Genomic DNA, 17,407 nt, shown 5'->3' with positions numbered 1-17,407 from the left:
ATGGGTACTAATGTAAAGAGCAAAGATAATACTAAAGGTAAAGCAGCTAAAGACAATAAGACTAAAGCCAATAAAAAGAATACAATAGGATTAAGTGTGCTTGGAATACTAGTTGTAATAATAGTAATAGGTATCAGTATGGTAGCATCATCAATGGGAGGTACAGCCGGTAAATATATCGGTACAATACTCGGCGGGATAAAGGGAATAGCTGAGTATAGTGAGAATTATGAAGAAGGCAAAGCTGAAGGATTAAGTGCCAAAGATACGCAAGTTGAGATTGGTAATTCGATTAGAAATGTCGCTAATCTTGAAGTTATGGTAGCAAGCGTTAAGATTGATAATTATCATACTTATGGTAAAGAAGACAGTACCAAATATGAAGCACTCTATCTTATGAATGCAGATGCAGTATTTGCAGTAGATCTCTCATATGCAGAAACTACACTCGATGAAGAGAATCACAGTGTACATATAACACTTCCACAGCCTAATGTAGAAGTATATATAGATGACAGTAACAAAGAAAAAGTATATGAATATTATGCTAAATTTTTTGATGGAAGTGCAAAAGATGGAATTACAGCATATATTAACTCTTATAGTCAGCTTGATGAAAAGACTAAGAATTCAATAGCAAGTGATGGAAACCTTATGGAGAGTGCAAAAATATCGGCACAAACACAGATAGAAGAGCTTGTTAAGAGCATTAATACAGACATTAAGACAGTTGAGATTGATTGGGAGTAGGTGATATATATGAGAATGGGTAATAAGAATACTGATGATAATAATGAAGTTATTAATATAACAGATAATGCAGAAGTTAAATTAGCAGATGCAATTTTTAAGAATGGTAAAGGTAGCTCAAAAGGCAATAATCCTGTAAAAGGATTTTTTAAAAAAATAGGTAGAAAACCAAAGATAATAGCTGGATTAGTACTTATTGTATTAATACTTATTCCAACAGCCGGAATTGCATATAAAGCGGCATATGAAGGAGCAAAGGAAGAGAATAAGGATGCAGTATCACAACAAATAGGTGAAAAAGCATATAAAGATGGTGAAGCTAATAATCATGTGAAAAATGATGCAACAGCTGTAATAGAAGACATAAAAAGTGTATCAAAACTTGAAGTATTAAGAGTAGGAGATATAGAATATGTTAAGAGTGATAATGAAGATAATGGTGAAGGAATAACAACAATATTTAAAGTGCCGGGAACAGGTGTATATGCAGTTGACCTTAATCAGAGTGAGATTGTAGTAGATGCAGAGCGAGATTATATATATATAAAAGTTCCAAAGCCACAGATTACAGAATTTAAGGTTAATTATAGTGAAGTAGAGATGATGTGCTTTAAAAATAATGCCTTTAATGACAGTGTTAAAGTAGGAGAAGATATAGCACAGTCACTTATCAATGAAGCATACGTGCTTATGCAAAAAGAATTCGATTCTAATGCAAGATATTATGATAATGCTGAAAAATCAGCAAAAAGACTTATTGAAAATATAGTAAAAGGACTTAATAATAATGTAGAAAATTTGCAAGTAGATGTAGAATTTGCAGAATAAAAGTAAATGGATGATTACAATCAATTGTAGGCAGATATGGACTTTAACATTGTTTAGATATGCTTGTATAACTAAAAATATATAACACAGGGGGAACAAAAAATGAACAAAGACAGCATAACAGCTAAGATCAATGTAGTAAGAGACAATATAAGTTCTGTAATAGTAGGTAAGGAGCATATAACCAATCTTTTAATAACTTCACTTATAGCAGGTGGACATGTATTATTAGAAGATGTTCCGGGAACAGGTAAAACTGTACTTGCAAAATCACTTGCAAAGTCGGTTGAATGTGAATTCCAAAGAATACAGTTTACACCGGATCTTTTACCATCAGATGTAACAGGACTTAACTATTATAATCAGAAGGAAGGCGAGTTTGTATTCAGAAAAGGTCCAGTATTTGCAAATATTGTCTTAGCAGATGAGATTAATAGAGCAACACCAAGAACGCAGTCAAGTCTTCTTGAATGTATGGAAGAAAAACAGGTAACAATAGATGGTATAACACATAAGTTAGAAGAACCTTTTCTTGTAATAGCAACACAGAATCCAATAGAGACAGCAGGAACATTTCCACTTCCAGAAGCACAGCTTGACAGATTCCTTATGCAGATACATATGGGCAATCTCAATAAAGATGAAGAACTTGCTATAATAGAGAGATTTCTAACAGACAGTCCGCTTAATACACTTAATGCAGTATGCACAAAAGAAGATATAAGAGAGATGATGGCAGCATCAAAGGAAGTATATATTCATAATGACCTGAGAGAATATATAGTAGACATAGTAAATGCAACAAGAAAGTCAGCAGATATTGCAATGGGAGTAAGCCCAAGAGGAACACTCGCTTTTGTCAATGCAGTAAGAGCGTATGCACTTGTAAGTGGCAGAGATTATGTTACTCCGGAAGATATCAAAGCACTTGCAGTACCGGTATTAGCACACAGAATTATATTACAAAGAGGAAGAGTAGGTGCAAAAGGCAGCGATGCAAAGATCTTAGAGACTCTTGCAGAAATTAAAGTTCCAACAGAAGAATGGAATAAATAATAAAATAAAATCGCCGATATAAAAAATAAATTGCCCAGATCTTTTGTTTGGTGTATATTAGAATATAGAACCGGAGGTGTGATTGTGGACGTTTATGGAGATTTAAACAGAATACTTGTAAGTCTTTTTAATGATCTTATAGATATTGAAGAGAAAGCATTGATAGTTGATGAATTTAAGGATATATCAATTAATGATATGCATATTATTGAAGCAATCGGAACCGGTGAGCCAAAGAATATGTCAACAGTGGCAAAAGCTATAGATGTTACAGTTGGAACACTTACTATAGGCATTAACGGACTTGTAAAAAAAGGATATGTTATAAGAGAACGTGGCACAGCTGACAGACGAGTTGTATACATTTCACTGACAGACAAAGGACTTAGAGCATACAGACATCATGAGCAATTCCATAAGAATATGGCATTGTCAATAATGGACAGACTGGATGAAGATGAAGCGGTGGTATTAGTCCGCTCGCTTAATAAGATGACAGATTATTTTAATAATCTTAAAGTACATGATAAGTAGACAGGAAGCTAGAATATATGCTATATAAGTTGTATATATGAGATATGACAATGAATATGCAGTAATATATTAAGCGAATTCCTGATGCTGATAATATGAAAGGATGGCTATAAATGGATAATAATGATGATTTATTAAAAATGGATGACCTCGCAGATGTACTTAAACAGTTAAACCAGATGGAAGATGTAGCAGAAGAAACACCGGATGAAGAAGAGATTGCTTCTCAAAGGCGATATGAAGAGATAATTAAAAAAAGAAAACAAAATAAGTAATAGTAAAAAAATACTTCTTAATCATAACTATATGTGACTAAAAAAATGATTAGGAGGTCATTTTTTTGTTTTAAATCTAAAAAAGGTTACCGATAATATATAATAGAAACCATATAATTGAGAATAGCAGGCAATGGGGGTATTAGTTGTGGAAATTAAGAAGTGTCAACAAATTGAAAAAAGCAGAATTATATTTGTACTTGGACTTGTAATTATAGGATATTCAACATTTATATCACTACTCGGATTTGCAGATAAAACAGCGGATATGGCGGTTGTAACACCAAGAACCATAGCCATAGTATTAGTATTTGTAGTATTTATTATACTTCATTTTAAGATGAAGGATACACCTTATGCCAATGTGACAGGGCTTAGCTGTATAATAATAAGTTACGCAATAACAGTACTCACACAACGACATATATATATGTATGCGTTAGTATATCCAATAATGATTTTGTCTATTGTATATATGGATGTTAAACTGACTAAGATAACAGCGGGTATATGTACAGCACTTGTATTAGTTTCAGGAATTAAAAACTTTGTAGCATATCCAGATACACAGGATCAGAGTTTTATGCAGGTATTTTATACAATAATATTCTGTGCAGCAGTAGTAAAGACAGTTATGGTACTAGCAAAACATACAAAAGAAGATGCTGATGAACTATTAAAGCAGATGAAAGAGACAGAACAGATGTCAGATGCGATAATTAATAACTCTGAAAGACTTGTAAAGAGTCTTGATGAAGCTAAAGATAAGTCAAAACATCTTACAGAAAGTATGCATGCTACACAGAATTCTGTTGATGAGATAGCAAGAAGTGTAAAAGATACAGCAGAGGCACTTGAAGTGCAGACTTCAAAGACTAATGACATTCAGAAAAACATAGATAATGCCGGTAAAGAAACAGAAGAGATGAAAGATAATGCGTCAGATTCAAAGAACTCAATAAAAGATGGAGTCGATATGATAATCTCATTAAGAGAAAAAGCATTACAGACATCACAGATTACAAGACATACCAAAGAAAGCACATTAGAACTTGATAATAGTATCAAAGAAGTAGAATCAATTATTGCGACAATTCTTGGAATATCAGAGCAGACCAATCTGTTATCACTTAATGCGTCAATCGAGGCAGCAAGAGCTGGAGAAGCAGGCAAGGGATTTGCAGTAGTTGCAGATGAGATTAGAAAACTCTCTGACGAGACTAAAGGGGCAACAGAACAGATAACAACAATAATAGAGAAACTTACAGCAACAGTATTCGAAGCTTCAGGCAATATGGAAAAGTCAGCACAGTTCGTTGAAGAACAAAATGATATGATTGATACTACTAAAGTTACATTTGATACAGTGACAGAGAAGACAGACTTCCTGTATCGAACAATCGAGAATCTGACAGGTGAGATTAGCGAGATACTTGAAGCTAATGGACATATAACAGACAGTATTACTAATCTGTCAGCAACAAGTGAAGAACTTGCAGCATCATCAGATAATTGTGAGACTATGTGCAATGACAGTATGGATGCACTTATAGATATGAATAAGATCCTTAATGAGATATTTGAGATATCAGAAGATCTTAAAAAACTTGTAAATAACAATAAGTAAAAAAGAAAATAGATAACTACATTTTGATAAAATATTTCTGAAAAATAAAACAATAAATTAGTGGCGGATTTCCATAATATGTAAAGGAAATTCGCCACTTTTAGATTTGTTTCAACATATAGTTAATATTAATTAACTTGTATAAGTTATGTCTTACTACTCCATATTAAAGTCTACGTTTTTTATTATAAATTATAACTATAAAATATTAATTACAATATAGATTACAAAATTAATCTATACCAAGTTTAGCACCGGCATATTTTTCTACTATACTAAATGGTGCAGGACCTACGGATAGAATTGCATCGTGAAAATCCACAAGTGAGAAGTTTTCGCCTAACTTTTCACTGAACTTCTCTCTGAGACTTTCGAATTCAAGATATCCTATAGTATATCTTAAGTAGTTGGCAGGTTCGCTTATTACATACCAATATAGGTCAGAGGCATATTCACTTGAAAAACCGGCTCTGTCGAGATAATTACCAAGGTCATCTACAGTCCATCCATAATAATTAACACCAATATCAGATTTAGCATATATTAAAAGTGTAAGAATCTGGTTAAGTTTAAGACATTCAGCTATATTTTTATCAATACCACTGTATCCATAAGAATACATCTCGACATACGAAGCAAATCCCTCTGCATATCCATTAAAGTTAAGCAGGCTTCTGATTGCATGAGGATTAGACTGTGCAGTATAGATATTCTGATAGAGATGTCCGGGATATCCCTCATGGCACAGTGTAGTATACAGGCTCTCGTTAGACGTAAGACTTGCATCATTAAGATATATACTGTTATTGTAAGTATCATCAATAGTAGGAATTATGTAAAATGCAGGACTTAGGTATTCACTTAATGAAGGATGTACATGCTTAATTGTATATGAAGCATCAGGTGCAGCAGGAAAATCATTAAGCATCTTTTTCTGGAGATCATTAAGAATCTCGTTAGGATCAGTTAGTGGAAAAGTAACACTATCAGCTTTGTCAAATATACTTGAATCTTTAATATAAAGTTTTCTAAGAGCCATAATAGCATCATCAAAAGATTCATTAAGAAGATCATCAAGATCATCAATGCTTCTGTCAGAACCTGTATTAGAAGATACAAGATATTCATAATATTTTTTGCCATCAGTAAAATTACACAGACCACCATCATTAGTGCCACTTCCATATAACTCTTTTATTCCATTAATAAGAATATTATAAGCTGGTATGAGATCATTAATAATGACATCTTTATTCTGCTCTTTATAAGTGTTTTTGGCAGTATCATCAAGAAAAGTAACAGCATCAATCTTATCATTAAATACATCAATCATATAATTTTCTTCGGGATTCTCGATAAAAGATTCACATTGATCAATAACCTGATCACATATATGATCATTCATAAAAAGTCCTTCAGAAGATTTCTTTTTCTCAAATTCCATTACACTATTAAAATAGTCATCAACCTGAGAACACAGAGTAAGATAATCCGTAATATCTTTTTCACTATTAAAGTCATATTCTGCAAGCATAACAGGTATATTTGACTGTAAGCCAAGATTAGGGCTTAAGAATTCAGAATAATAAGGAGATATTGAATCAGCATCCTTAGAAAGTTCATAAGTATAGGAGAGAATATCATAAGTAAGCTTCTCACGATTGCTAAGAGTGTTATAATCAAACTTAGTAAGCTCATTAATATCAGATTCATAAGTGCTGCTATTCTCAATATCATCAAGTGTAAAAGAACCAAGTGTTACAGGATAGTCAGTTATTCCATATGCGGCAGGATCTTTTAATGTAAAATGCAACGTAATAGTATCACTTGTAACAGAATTACAAAAAAGATCATTAAGATACTGTTCAAAGTCGGAATTATCAGGTATATCAGAGACAATGTCAGTATTGCCTGTAGTATCGGTGTTAGTCTCGCCAGTAGTCGCATCTGCAGAGTCATTTTTGTTATTGTCAAATAAAGAATTAAGCGAATTATTGATAAGACTGTTGTTATCAGAAGATGAACAGGCTGTAAACATTAAGCAGCTACTCATAAGTAGACTTATTGAAAATTTAACAGTTTTTCTCATAAAATATATTCCTTTCCAAAAGTATATACTTATTATACTATTCATTTACAACTTTGGATAGTACGCAAGGGCATTAAAAAAAGAAAAATAGTACATTTTTCCTATATTTATGCTCCTTTTGTACGATTGTTAAATACCTATATGGATGATATTATGTATGAGTAATACAAAATATAACATTCTCTAACAAATAATATGTATTATAAGAAATACCCCCCCTCGAATCAGGAGCTTCCCGGCTCCTGATTTTTACGTTGTATGGGGATTTTTTGCATATAGTGTAAAGTGGTATGATAATAAAAATAAAATAAACTTCATAAGTCAGGTTGACACTAAAAAGATCTTGTGATAGTCTTACTCTATAATCAATTAAAGTTTATATCAATGACAAACACTATGAAAGAAAGAGTAGATACAAACCGTAACAACAGAGAGCCCTGCAAGCTGGAATAGGGTGTTATATGAGTATTGAACATGGTTCTGGAGTGGCGCACCGAGACAATATAAGTTTAGGCTGCGACAGCATCTGCCTGTTATAGCAGAGAGGTATTATTTAAGTACCTGCAGAGGTTTATTTCGTGAGAGATAAATGAATAGAAGTGGTAACACGATAACATCGTCTTCTAACGCCCAGCGTTAGAGGACTTTTTTTGTGCGATACAAGCAATACAAACTCATCAGATTTTCATGCTTGCATGAAAAATCAGATGAGCTTGTATTGCGAACGGACATGAGTATGTAGCAATTTACGGAGTAAATTAGCGGAATACGAATGACCGTAGGAATGCGGGAGCCGAAGGCGGAGCATTCCGTAGTATCGGATATGGTTATATACAAACTCATCAGATTTTCATGCTCGCATGAAAAATCGGATGAGCTTGTATTGCGAACGGACATGAGTATGTAGCAATTTACGAAGTAAATTAGCGGAATACGAATGGCCGTAGGAATGCGAGAGCCGAAGGCGAAGCATTCCGTGGTATCGGGTAAGCGTATATTGCGAACGGACATGAGTATGTAGCAATTTACGGAGTAAATTAGCGGAATACGAATGGCCGTAGGAACAGATGAGCATATATTGCTTGTATCGCAGTAAATTTAGAAAGGAAAGATATTTTATGTGTACAAATTGTAAAAAACCATACTACATTTCAACAGCTATTGCCTATACATCAGGCAAACCTCATATCGGTAATACTTATGAGATAGTTCTTGCAGACAGTATTGCAAGATATAAGAGATTCGAAGGATATGATGTATATTTCCAAACAGGAACAGATGAACATGGACAGAAGATAGAATTAAAAGCAGAAGAAGCCGGAATTACACCAAAAGAATTCGTAGACAATATATCAGGTGAGATTAAGAGAATCTGGGATCTTATGAATTCATCATACGACAAGTTCATAAGAACAACAGACGAATATCATGAAAAACAAGTACAGAAGATATTCAAAAAATTATATGATCAGGGAGATATCTACAAAGGCGAATACGAAGGAATGTATTGTACACCTTGTGAATCATTCTTCACAGCAAGCCAGCTTGTAGACGGAAAATGTCCGGACTGTGGTCGTGAAGTTCAGCCGGCAAAAGAAGAAGCATACTTCCTAAAACTTGGAAAATATACAGACAGATTAATTGAACACATTAAGACACATCCTGATTTTATACAGCCGGAATCAAGAAAAAATGAGATGATGAACAACTTCATTCTTGCAGGACTTCAGGATCTATGTGTATCAAGAACATCATTCAAATGGGGAATTCCTGTAGATTTTGATGATAAACATGTCATATATGTATGGATTGATGCATTAAGCAACTATATCACAGGATTAGGCTATAATCTTGATGGCAATTCAGACGACAAATTCAATAAATACTGGCCAGCAGACCTTCATCTTATCGGAAAAGATATATTAAGATTCCATACAATCTATTGGCCAATCATGCTTATGGCACTAGATCTTCCACTTCCAAAACAGATTTTTGGACATCCATGGTTATTACAGGGTGATGGTAAGATGAGTAAATCAAAAGGAAATGTAATATACGCAGATGATCTTGTAGAACTCTTTGGCGTAGATGCAGTAAGATTCTTTGTTTTACACGAGATGCCATTTGATAATGATGGTGTTATATCATACGATCTTATGGTAGAGAGAATCAATTCAGAACTTGCTAATACACTTGGTAACCTTGTTAACAGAACAATCTCAATGTCTAACAAATATTTTGGCGGTGTTGTAACTAATACAGGTGTGTCAGAAGATCCAGATGATGATTTAAAGAAAGTTGTTACAGGAACACTTGCAAAAGTTCAGGAAAAAATGGACAAATTAAGAGTTGCAGATGCAATGACAGAGATATTTACATTATTTAAGAGATGTAACAAATATATTGATGAGACAATGCCATGGGCACTTGCAAAAGACGAGACTAAGAAAGACAGACTTGAAACAGTACTTTATAACTTAGTAGAGAGTATTGTAATAGGAACATCAATGCTTGAACCATATATGCCAGAGACAGCATCTAAGATATATGCACAGTTAAATACAAAAGCAAGAACATACGAAGAACTTGATAAATTCGGTCTTTACGAATCAGGCAACAAAGTAACAGATAAGCCAGAGATCTTATTTGCAAGATTAGACTTAAATGAAGTTATGGAAAAAGTAGAAGCTAAGAAAGCAGCTATGAAAAAAGAAGAAGAAAAACCAGCAGGTCCTGTAATAGACATAGAACCAAAAGAAGAGATTACATTTGAAGACTTTGGTAAGATGCAATTTCAGGTAGGCGAGATTATCGCATGTGAAGAAGTTAAAAAATCAAAGAAACTTCTCTGCTCACAGGTAAGAATCGGAAGCGAAGTTAAACAGATAGTATCAGGAATCAAAGCACACTATACACCAGAACAGATGGTAGGTAAAAAAGTAATGGTACTTGTTAACTTAAAACCAGCAAAACTTGCAGGAGTATTATCAGAAGGTATGTTATTATGTGCTGAAGGTGAAGATGGAGAACTCTCACTTATGGTTCCAGAAAAAGATATGCCGGCAGGAGCTGAGATATGCTAAATAAGATATTTGATACTCATGCACATTATGATGATGAAGCATTTGATACAGACAGAGATATACTTATAAGAAGTCTTAAAGAAAGTGGAATTATTAATGTTGTTAATGTAGGAGCGAGTATTGAAAGCTGTAAGAAGACAATAGAAGTAGTAAGACAATATGATTTTTTCTATGGAGCATTAGGTGTCCATCCATCGGACACCGCTCCACTTACAGAAGAAGATATGAAGTGGCTTCATGATGAACTTCTTAATGACAAGATGGTAGCAGTCGGTGAGATTGGACTTGATTATTATTGGGATGAACCATCAAGAGATATTCAGAAAAAGTGGTTTGTAAGGCAGTTAGAGCTTGCAAGAGAAGTGAACAAACCGGTAATAATTCACTCAAGAGATGCAGCAGCAGATACACTAGACATAATGAAAGCCGAGAAGTGCCATGAGATAGGAGGAGTAATACATTGCTTCTCATATTCAAAAGAGATGGCAAGAGAATACCTTGATATGGGATTCTATATAGGAATTGGTGGAGTTGTTACATTTAACAATGCTAAGAAAGTAAAAGAAGTTGCAGAATATGTTCCACTTGAGAGCATAGTTCTAGAGACAGACTGCCCTTATCTTGCACCTGTTCCAAACAGAGGAAAGCGCAATTCATCGATTAATCTTCCTTATGTAGTTGACGAAATAAGCCGTATAAAAGGTATTGAGCCAGACGAAGTTATTAATCAGACATATAATAATGCGTTGAGATTATACAGAATATAGATAGTATGGTAAAATTATAGAGGAATTTAGCTGCGAATGAATTAGGCAGCTACCTGATAATAATATATAAGGTAAGGTGAGATATGGGAACTTTAGGTAATCCAAAGAGTACTTTGGAGATTATTAATAAATATGAATTTGCTTTTCAAAAGAAGTTTGGACAGAACTTTTTAATTGATTCAAATATTGTTGAGAAGATAGTAAGAGATGCCGGAGTTACAAAAGATGATTTTGTTCTAGAGATAGGACCTGGTATCGGAACAATGACACAGTATCTGTGCGAATCGGCTAGAGAAGTGGTTGCAGTTGAGATAGATACTAAGCTTATACCTATTCTTAAGGATACACTTGGAGCATATAATAATGTATCAGTTATCAACGAAGACATTCTTAAGGTTGATATAAAAAAACTTGCAGAAGAGAGAAATGGTGGCAGACCAATTAAGGTTGTTGCCAATCTTCCATATTATATAACAACTCCGATTATAATGGGACTTTTTGAAAGCCATGTACCAATAGACAGTATAACCATAATGGTACAAAAAGAAGTTGCAGACAGAATGCAAGTAGGACCTGGAACTAAAGACTATGGAGCATTATCTCTTGCAGTGCAATATTATGCTAAACCACAGATATTAATTAACGTACCTCCAACATGCTTTATGCCAAAGCCTAATGTTGGTTCAGCAGTTATTAAGCTACAAAGATATGACAATCCACCGGTAACTGTTAAGAATGAAAAATTGATGTTTGACATAATAAGAGCATCATTCAACCAGAGAAGAAAAACTCTTCAGAATGGACTTAACAATGCACCAAATATCAATTATTCCAAGGAACAGATAGTAACAGCAATAGAGAAACTTGGAGTAGTGGCAACAGTAAGAGGCGAAGCACTCACACTAGAGCAGTTTGCAAAATTAAGTGACATATTATATGAGATGAAATAAATAGAAGAATATTCGGTAATACTAATCCCTCCTTCCGCATATATTGCAACTAGGTAATTACAAAATTATAATTTCGCTAGAGAACGCAAAAACTTTACTATATTACCACAGTAGGCGCTCTCGCTTCGTTGCAAACGCAACAGTACTAAGTTCGCTATACATCAAGATGTACAGCTTACTAAGTACTGGCGATTGCAAAGACTACTGTTTATAATATAGTATAGTTTTTGCTGTATGTTTGCAAATATAAGTTTTGTAATTATCTGATATTGCAGCATCAATTGTCAATATATGTTAGTAGGAGGGATTTCTATATGTCTGAGTATAGAAGACTGATATCATACCTGTATGCGTATGATGCAGGAGTCAAGACAATAAATGTAGGTTTTGCCAAAGCAGAATTAAGAAATGGAAGGTTGAAACTTATTGTAGATGTGAAAAATGTTATGTTTGGACAGAATAAGGCAGATATAAACTTTTTTTACAGAAAAAACAGCGAAGATGCAATAAAAAAAGAATATAATAAGATACGCATAGGTGAACTTAACCTTAATAGCGGACAGGGGCAGATGCAGACAAGAATAGATGAAAGTGAACTTGCGTCACATGGAATAATATTCGAGAATATAGCGGGAATACTTATAACAGAGAATGATAATATAGACTATGCTATAATATCATCATGGGGCGAAGAAAATATTAATCCTTATGAACTTGTTAAAAAAACAGATATTTATAGAGAAAATTATAATGGAAAAGAAAGCAAAAAAGAAACCGGAAAAGAAGAATTTTATAAAGAAAATTATAACGAAAAAGAAACTAGAAAAGAAGATATTTATAAAGAAAATCATAACGAAAAACAAAGCGAGAAAGAAGATTTTTATAAAGAAAATTATAATGAAAAACAAAACGAAAAAGAACAATTTTACAGAGAAAAATATAATGAGAAAGAAAAAGAAGAAACTTACAGAGAAAACTACAATGAAAGAGAAATATCAAAAATAATGGAAACTCCACTAAAAATAGAAAAATTACAAAAGCCAGATGAATTAAAACAATCGGCAATAGTAGAAAATTCAAATCAGAAAGATACATTAAAACCTAAAACTAATCAAGAGACAAAATTAAATACTGATAGTATCAGCTATATCAATAATTCAAATTGTAATATGGAAGTTACAAGTGATAAAGATATAGATAGATTACAATCAGATAAGGAAACTACCGACGATGAATCCATATATGAAGCGGCAGTGATAAAAGAGAATAATATGTTCTCAGACAGTGCAGTATATGAACTTAAGAAGATAAAACCTGATGAGCTTATGGAAACTGTATTAGGAGATATGAGCCAGATGGAAGCTATGAGTTTAAAACAGGATGCAAAAACAGGTGACATAAGTATAGTGAATAAAATAGACCATATTGTTAATAATAGTTTCTTAATGCATGGATATTATAATTATGATCATATTATAGTTGGTAAGAAATATGATAATGACAAAGATAAGGAACTTATATTAATAGGTGTCCCTGGAATATTCCATGAAAAAGAGCAATTTATGGCATCAATGTTTGGATTTCCACAGTTTGAAAAGATAGATAATGATTCATCCAAAGAAGAATATAATGGATATTGGTATACATATCTTGAGACTTGATAGTGGCAAAAACCCACTACCTTTAGGTGGTGGGTTTTCGCCACTTTGGCAATCTTATCATTTAATTTTGTCATTTTAGAATTCATAAAGTACATTGTTCTATAATGAATATTAAAATAAAGTTTTGTTAAAATACATTATTTATAATTTAAATATGTCATCATCCGGTGCAATATAGACATATCTTAAGTGATCATGCCATCCACTGGCAAGTCTTGCATATTTAAATGCCATTCCTTCACTTATAAATCCGACTTTTTTTGCAAGATTAACAGAAGCTATATTATCGGGGAGAATATAAGCCTCAATTCGGTGGATATTCATCTCATCTATTGCAATCTGAACAGCTTTTTTAACACTTTCGGTAGCATATCCTCTGTGAAGCTTGTTCTTGTCAAACTTGTATCCTATCTGGCAATTATGAAAAGCACCTCTGTTAATTGCATTAAAAGATATAGTGCCTATAATTTCATTAGGGCAGTCCTTTGTAAATACAAAAAAACGTACACTTTTTCCGGCAAGAAAATTCTTAAGCTCTGCACTAAGAAGCTTTCCCTGATACTTTTCAGTATAGAAATTTTCATCTTTTGGAGGCTCAAGAGGTTCAAAAATCTTTCTATTATTTTTATAAAATTCAAGCACAGATCTCGCACTGTCTTGTTGTAATACTTTTAAAAACAGACGATCAGTCTCGTAACAAAATAGCATGGCATTACCTCATTTCGCATAATTTTATGTATATAAAAACCTGATGTCCCAATAAATGCAAAATTATTTGGATCTTGTTTATGTATATAGTATCGACATACGAAAAAATAATTATTACGGAAAGTTTGCATAATAATAATATATGTGATACAAATAATTAAGCATAAAAGCATAAGATTTTAAAGCAAAATGTCAGAAACACTAAAAAGTTATAGGTTCGAAAGATGAATTGCATAAATCTAAGGTTATAAATTAGTGGTAAAGACACATTGTATAATCAGTTGTAATATAGTTAAAATATTAAAAGTGAGTCAAAAGGATGATGATATATTATATGGAGACACTTGATGAAAAGTACATGAAAATGGCTCTTAAATGTGCCAAAAAAGCATCTGACATTGACGAGACGCCTATAGGCTGCGTCATAGTCTATGAAGGACGTGTCATAGCGAGAGGTTATAATAGAAGAAATACAGACAGATCGACACTTGCACATGCTGAGATTCAGGCGATTAAAAAAGCAACAAAAGTACTTGGTGACTGGCGGCTTAGCGGATGTACAATGTATGTGACACTCGAACCGTGTCAGATGTGTGCAGGTGCACTTGTGCAGGCAAGAATTGACAGAGTAGTAATTGGAAGTATGAATAAGAAAGCCGGCTGTGTGGGAAGTATCATTAATATTCTTCAGATGTCAGAATTTAACCATCAGGCAGAAGTTACAAGAGGTGTACTTGAAGAAGAATGTAGTGAATTAATGAGTAGTTTTTTTAAAAAATTAAGAGAAAAGAAAAAAGAGACAGATATGATAAAAAAGACTCTTGCAACAATGACATTAACAATAGCTGGAAGAGGTGATAATAAGCCATACGGAATTATCAATGAATGTAAGGACAGAGGTAATGATTGTAAAGCATATTTTTTCCCAAAAGATAATAAGCAATACAAGGCAGGAGAAATTCTTCATGTGAAAGTAATAGGCGTTGCAATAACAGAGACAGAGAACATTATGATAGCAGTAAAAAGCGACAGAATGGTAGAATCACTTAGTGAGCTTACAACTAATGAGAGAATAAGACTTAACCAGATGTTCGCAATAAGCAACATCCAAAATGCATCTGCTAATGAAGAAACTATTGTATATGGTGATGTTTTTTATGATATGGAATATGCGAGAAGACTTATGTGGAAAAATAGCGAAAGTTAAGGGATACACAAGAAGAAAAATATAGAAAATGCTTTGCACCTAATGTGGGAAAATAGTGAAAGCTAAGATTTGGTAAATATAAGTGTAAAGCTAGGTGAAAGCTAGGAAAGCGAAGGGAAAATGAGGTGAAAGTGAGGTCCCTTAATATACAGAATTTAACATCTTTACATATTATAAAAAATATGGTATAATGTAGTTCACTGAATTTGTCATAAAACTTCCGTGCAGCCGGGGAGCTAGCGGTGCCCTGTACCTACAATCCGCTATAGATGGGGTGATATCCCGCCTAGGGTTTTCTATTGTAGAGCTGCCCGCTATAAGTGGCGTTGACGTTTGGGTCTTACGCAACAGGAATCCATGAACCATGTCAGGTCGGGAACGAAGCAGCATTAAGTGGAAGCTCTTGTGTGCCGTAAGGGTGCCTGGACTGAGTTAACTGTAGTGGTAACGTCTATGGTAATTACACGAAGCGGGATGCACGGATTATAATATATTGAACATCTTAGAGATGTTCTTTTTTTACAGATAGTACTCGAACACATGTACCATAAGTATGCTTAATAACTAATTCACAATATATTGGCACAATCTATTATATGATATAACATGACGATAAATAGTGTGATATTTAAGCAGGAAGCACTGAAACTTTAGCTTTATGTGCAATTTACGAATAATGCTTACAAAAAAATGTTTTTGACACCTTAAGGATGGACATACTATAATAAGATAACAGGAAAAAGCATTACAAAATAATAGAAGATAGGATGTGTTGGTTTATGAAAAGAATTGGTATGTTAACAAGTGGCGGAGACTGCCAAAGCCTCAATGCAGCTATGAGAGGTGTAGCCAAAGCACTGTATGGAAGCGGCGAAGAAGTAGAGATTATAGGATTTGAAGATGGTTATAAAGGTCTGATATATAGTAATTACCACGTTATGGAACAGAGAGAATTCTCAGGGATACTCACAATTGGTGGAACAATATTAGGCTCATCAAGACAGCCATTCAAACTTATGAGAGTTCCTGATCAGGATGGAATTGATAAAGTAGAAGCGATGAAGGCAACTTATCACAAACTAAAACTTGATTGTCTTGTAATACTTGGTGGTAATGGTACACATAAGACAGCTAATCTTCTAAGTGAAGAAGGTCTTAATATTGTTACACTGCCAAAGACTATAGATAATGACCTCTGGGGAACTGATATGACATTCGGTTTTCAAAGTGCAGTTAATATAGCAGCCAATGCAATAGATTGTATACACACAACAGCAGCATCACATGGACGAGTATTCATAGTAGAAGTAATGGGTCACAAAGTAGGATGGTTAACACTTCATGCAGGAATTGCAAGTGGTGCGGATATCATTCTTATACCAGAGATACCTTATAAGATAGATTCAGTTGTTGAAGCAATTAATAGAAGAACTAAACAGGGCAAGAGATTCTCAATTCTTGCTGTTGCAGAAGGCGCAATCTCTTATGAAGATTCACTTTTGTCAAAGAAAGATCTAAAAGAAAAGAGAAAAAAGAATCAATATCCTTCAATTTCGTATGAGATAGGTCATGAGATTGAAGAAAAGACCGGTCAGGAGATAAGAATAACAGTTCCTGGACATATGCAAAGAGGTGGAGATCCATGTCCATATGACAGAGTTCTCTCATCAAGACTTGGAGCAGCGGCAGCAAGTCTTATATTAAAAGATGATTATGGTAAGATGGTAGGAATTAAGAATGGAGAGATAGTAGGTGTTCCATTAAGCGAAGTTGCAGGCAAGCTTAAGATGGTATCACCTGATTCATCTATTGTAAAAGAAGCAAAACTTCTTGGAATAAGTTTTGGTGATTAATAAATAGTATACTAATAAA

14 protein-coding genes, 1 other RNA gene and 1 other annotated feature are annotated in these 17,407 nt (G+C 33.7%); of the genes, 13 read left to right on the top strand and 2 right to left on the bottom strand.

Features of this window, described 5'->3' with window-relative positions:
- From KQI85_RS09060 to KQI85_RS16940, 6 genes are all read left to right on the top strand, one after another.
- Window positions 1-750: a DUF4230 domain-containing protein gene (locus KQI85_RS09060; RefSeq protein ID WP_216575777.1), complete on the top strand. Its 750-nt coding sequence runs from the start codon at window positions 1-3 to the stop codon at window positions 748-750.
- Window positions 751-759: 9 nt separating this feature from the next.
- Window positions 760-1,578, top strand: a complete 819-nt coding sequence (locus KQI85_RS09055) for a DUF4230 domain-containing protein (protein ID WP_216575776.1) — start codon at window positions 760-762, stop codon at window positions 1,576-1,578.
- Between the two features lie 102 nt (window positions 1,579-1,680).
- A complete protein-coding gene (locus KQI85_RS09050) occupies window positions 1,681-2,634 on the top strand; it encodes a MoxR family ATPase (RefSeq protein WP_216575775.1) in 954 nt (317 codons plus the stop codon).
- A gap of 84 nt (window positions 2,635-2,718) precedes the next feature.
- The gene (locus KQI85_RS09045) at window positions 2,719-3,168 is read left to right on the top strand and encodes a MarR family transcriptional regulator (RefSeq protein WP_216575774.1); all 450 of its coding nucleotides are present in this window, start codon (window positions 2,719-2,721) and stop codon (window positions 3,166-3,168) included.
- A gap of 113 nt (window positions 3,169-3,281) precedes the next feature.
- Window positions 3,282-3,443 (top strand): hypothetical protein, encoded by a 162-nt coding sequence (locus tag KQI85_RS09040; protein ID WP_216575773.1) that lies wholly within the window; start codon window positions 3,282-3,284, stop codon window positions 3,441-3,443.
- 148 nt (window positions 3,444-3,591) lie between these two features.
- A complete protein-coding gene (locus KQI85_RS16940) occupies window positions 3,592-5,070 on the top strand; it encodes a methyl-accepting chemotaxis protein (protein WP_216575772.1) in 1,479 nt (492 codons plus the stop codon).
- Between the two features lie 232 nt (window positions 5,071-5,302).
- Here KQI85_RS16940 and KQI85_RS09030 read toward each other — a convergent pair whose 3' ends face one another.
- On the bottom strand, window positions 5,303-7,159 hold the full coding sequence (locus tag KQI85_RS09030; protein ID WP_216575771.1) for a DUF885 domain-containing protein: 1,857 nt from the start codon (window positions 7,157-7,159) through the stop codon (window positions 5,303-5,305).
- A gap of 387 nt (window positions 7,160-7,546) precedes the next feature.
- Window positions 7,547-7,786 (top strand) — a binding site (T-box leader).
- 491 nt (window positions 7,787-8,277) lie between these two features.
- Between KQI85_RS09030 and metG the strand changes: the two genes are divergently transcribed.
- From metG to KQI85_RS16935, 4 genes are all read left to right on the top strand, one after another.
- Window positions 8,278-10,242 (top strand): methionine--tRNA ligase, encoded by a 1,965-nt coding sequence (gene metG / locus KQI85_RS09025; protein ID WP_216575770.1) that lies wholly within the window; start codon window positions 8,278-8,280, stop codon window positions 10,240-10,242.
- Window positions 10,236-11,009 carry a TatD family hydrolase gene (locus tag KQI85_RS09020; protein WP_216575769.1) on the top strand — a complete coding sequence of 258 codons (774 nt, stop codon included), beginning with the start codon at window positions 10,236-10,238 and terminating at the stop codon, window positions 11,007-11,009. The genes metG and KQI85_RS09020 overlap by 7 nt, the downstream gene beginning before the upstream one ends.
- Window positions 11,010-11,092: 83 nt before the next feature.
- Window positions 11,093-11,959, top strand: coding sequence for a 16S rRNA (adenine(1518)-N(6)/adenine(1519)-N(6))-dimethyltransferase RsmA (gene rsmA / locus KQI85_RS09015; protein WP_216575768.1), 867 nt, complete (start codon window positions 11,093-11,095; stop codon window positions 11,957-11,959).
- Between the two features lie 314 nt (window positions 11,960-12,273).
- Window positions 12,274-13,620 (top strand): DUF6128 domain-containing protein, encoded by a 1,347-nt coding sequence (locus tag KQI85_RS16935; protein WP_216575767.1) that lies wholly within the window; start codon window positions 12,274-12,276, stop codon window positions 13,618-13,620.
- Window positions 13,621-13,761: 141 nt separating this feature from the next.
- On the opposite strand, the gene KQI85_RS09005 is transcribed toward KQI85_RS16935, so the two are convergent.
- Window positions 13,762-14,328: a GNAT family N-acetyltransferase gene (locus KQI85_RS09005; protein ID WP_216575766.1), complete on the bottom strand. Its 567-nt coding sequence runs from the start codon at window positions 14,326-14,328 to the stop codon at window positions 13,762-13,764.
- A 319-nt stretch (window positions 14,329-14,647) separates the two neighbouring features.
- Between KQI85_RS09005 and tadA the strand changes: the two genes are divergently transcribed.
- The 3 genes from tadA (at window position 14,648) to KQI85_RS08990 (ending at window position 17,388) form a co-directional block, all read left to right on the top strand.
- A complete protein-coding gene (gene tadA, locus KQI85_RS16930) occupies window positions 14,648-15,535 on the top strand; it encodes a tRNA adenosine(34) deaminase TadA (RefSeq protein ID WP_371820583.1) in 888 nt (295 codons plus the stop codon).
- Window positions 15,536-15,755: 220 nt separating this feature from the next.
- An RNA gene (ffs, locus tag KQI85_RS08995) (signal recognition particle sRNA large type) lies at window positions 15,756-16,017 on the top strand.
- Between the two features lie 297 nt (window positions 16,018-16,314).
- On the top strand, window positions 16,315-17,388 hold the full coding sequence (locus KQI85_RS08990; RefSeq protein WP_216575765.1) for a 6-phosphofructokinase: 1,074 nt from the start codon (window positions 16,315-16,317) through the stop codon (window positions 17,386-17,388).
- Window positions 17,389-17,407: the final 19 nt, after the last annotated feature.

Source organism: Falcatimonas sp. MSJ-15, assembly GCF_018918265.1.
Classification (GTDB): Bacteria; Bacillota; Clostridia; order Lachnospirales; family Lachnospiraceae; genus Falcatimonas.
This window is presented reverse-complemented; position numbering and strand designations above follow the sequence as displayed.

Coding starts and splice junctions, on each gene's coding strand:
- KQI85_RS09060 (WP_216575777.1), top strand. CDS start 1: ATGGGTACTAATGTAAAGAGCAAAGATAATACTAAAGGTAAAGCAGCT.
- KQI85_RS09055 (WP_216575776.1), top strand. CDS start 760: ATGAGAATGGGTAATAAGAATACTGATGATAATAATGAAGTTATTAAT.
- KQI85_RS09050 (WP_216575775.1), top strand. CDS start 1,681: ATGAACAAAGACAGCATAACAGCTAAGATCAATGTAGTAAGAGACAAT.
- KQI85_RS09040 (WP_216575773.1), top strand. CDS start 3,282: ATGGATAATAATGATGATTTATTAAAAATGGATGACCTCGCAGATGTA.
- KQI85_RS09030 (WP_216575771.1), bottom strand. CDS start 7,159: ATGAGAAAAACTGTTAAATTTTCAATAAGTCTACTTATGAGTAGCTGC.
- metG (WP_216575770.1), top strand. CDS start 8,278: ATGTGTACAAATTGTAAAAAACCATACTACATTTCAACAGCTATTGCC.
- KQI85_RS09020 (WP_216575769.1), top strand. CDS start 10,236: ATGCTAAATAAGATATTTGATACTCATGCACATTATGATGATGAAGCA.
- rsmA (WP_216575768.1), top strand. CDS start 11,093: ATGGGAACTTTAGGTAATCCAAAGAGTACTTTGGAGATTATTAATAAA.
- KQI85_RS16935 (WP_216575767.1), top strand. CDS start 12,274: ATGTCTGAGTATAGAAGACTGATATCATACCTGTATGCGTATGATGCA.
- KQI85_RS09005 (WP_216575766.1), bottom strand. CDS start 14,328: ATGCTATTTTGTTACGAGACTGATCGTCTGTTTTTAAAAGTATTACAA.
- tadA (WP_371820583.1), top strand. CDS start 14,648: ATGATGATATATTATATGGAGACACTTGATGAAAAGTACATGAAAATG.
- KQI85_RS08990 (WP_216575765.1), top strand. CDS start 16,315: ATGAAAAGAATTGGTATGTTAACAAGTGGCGGAGACTGCCAAAGCCTC.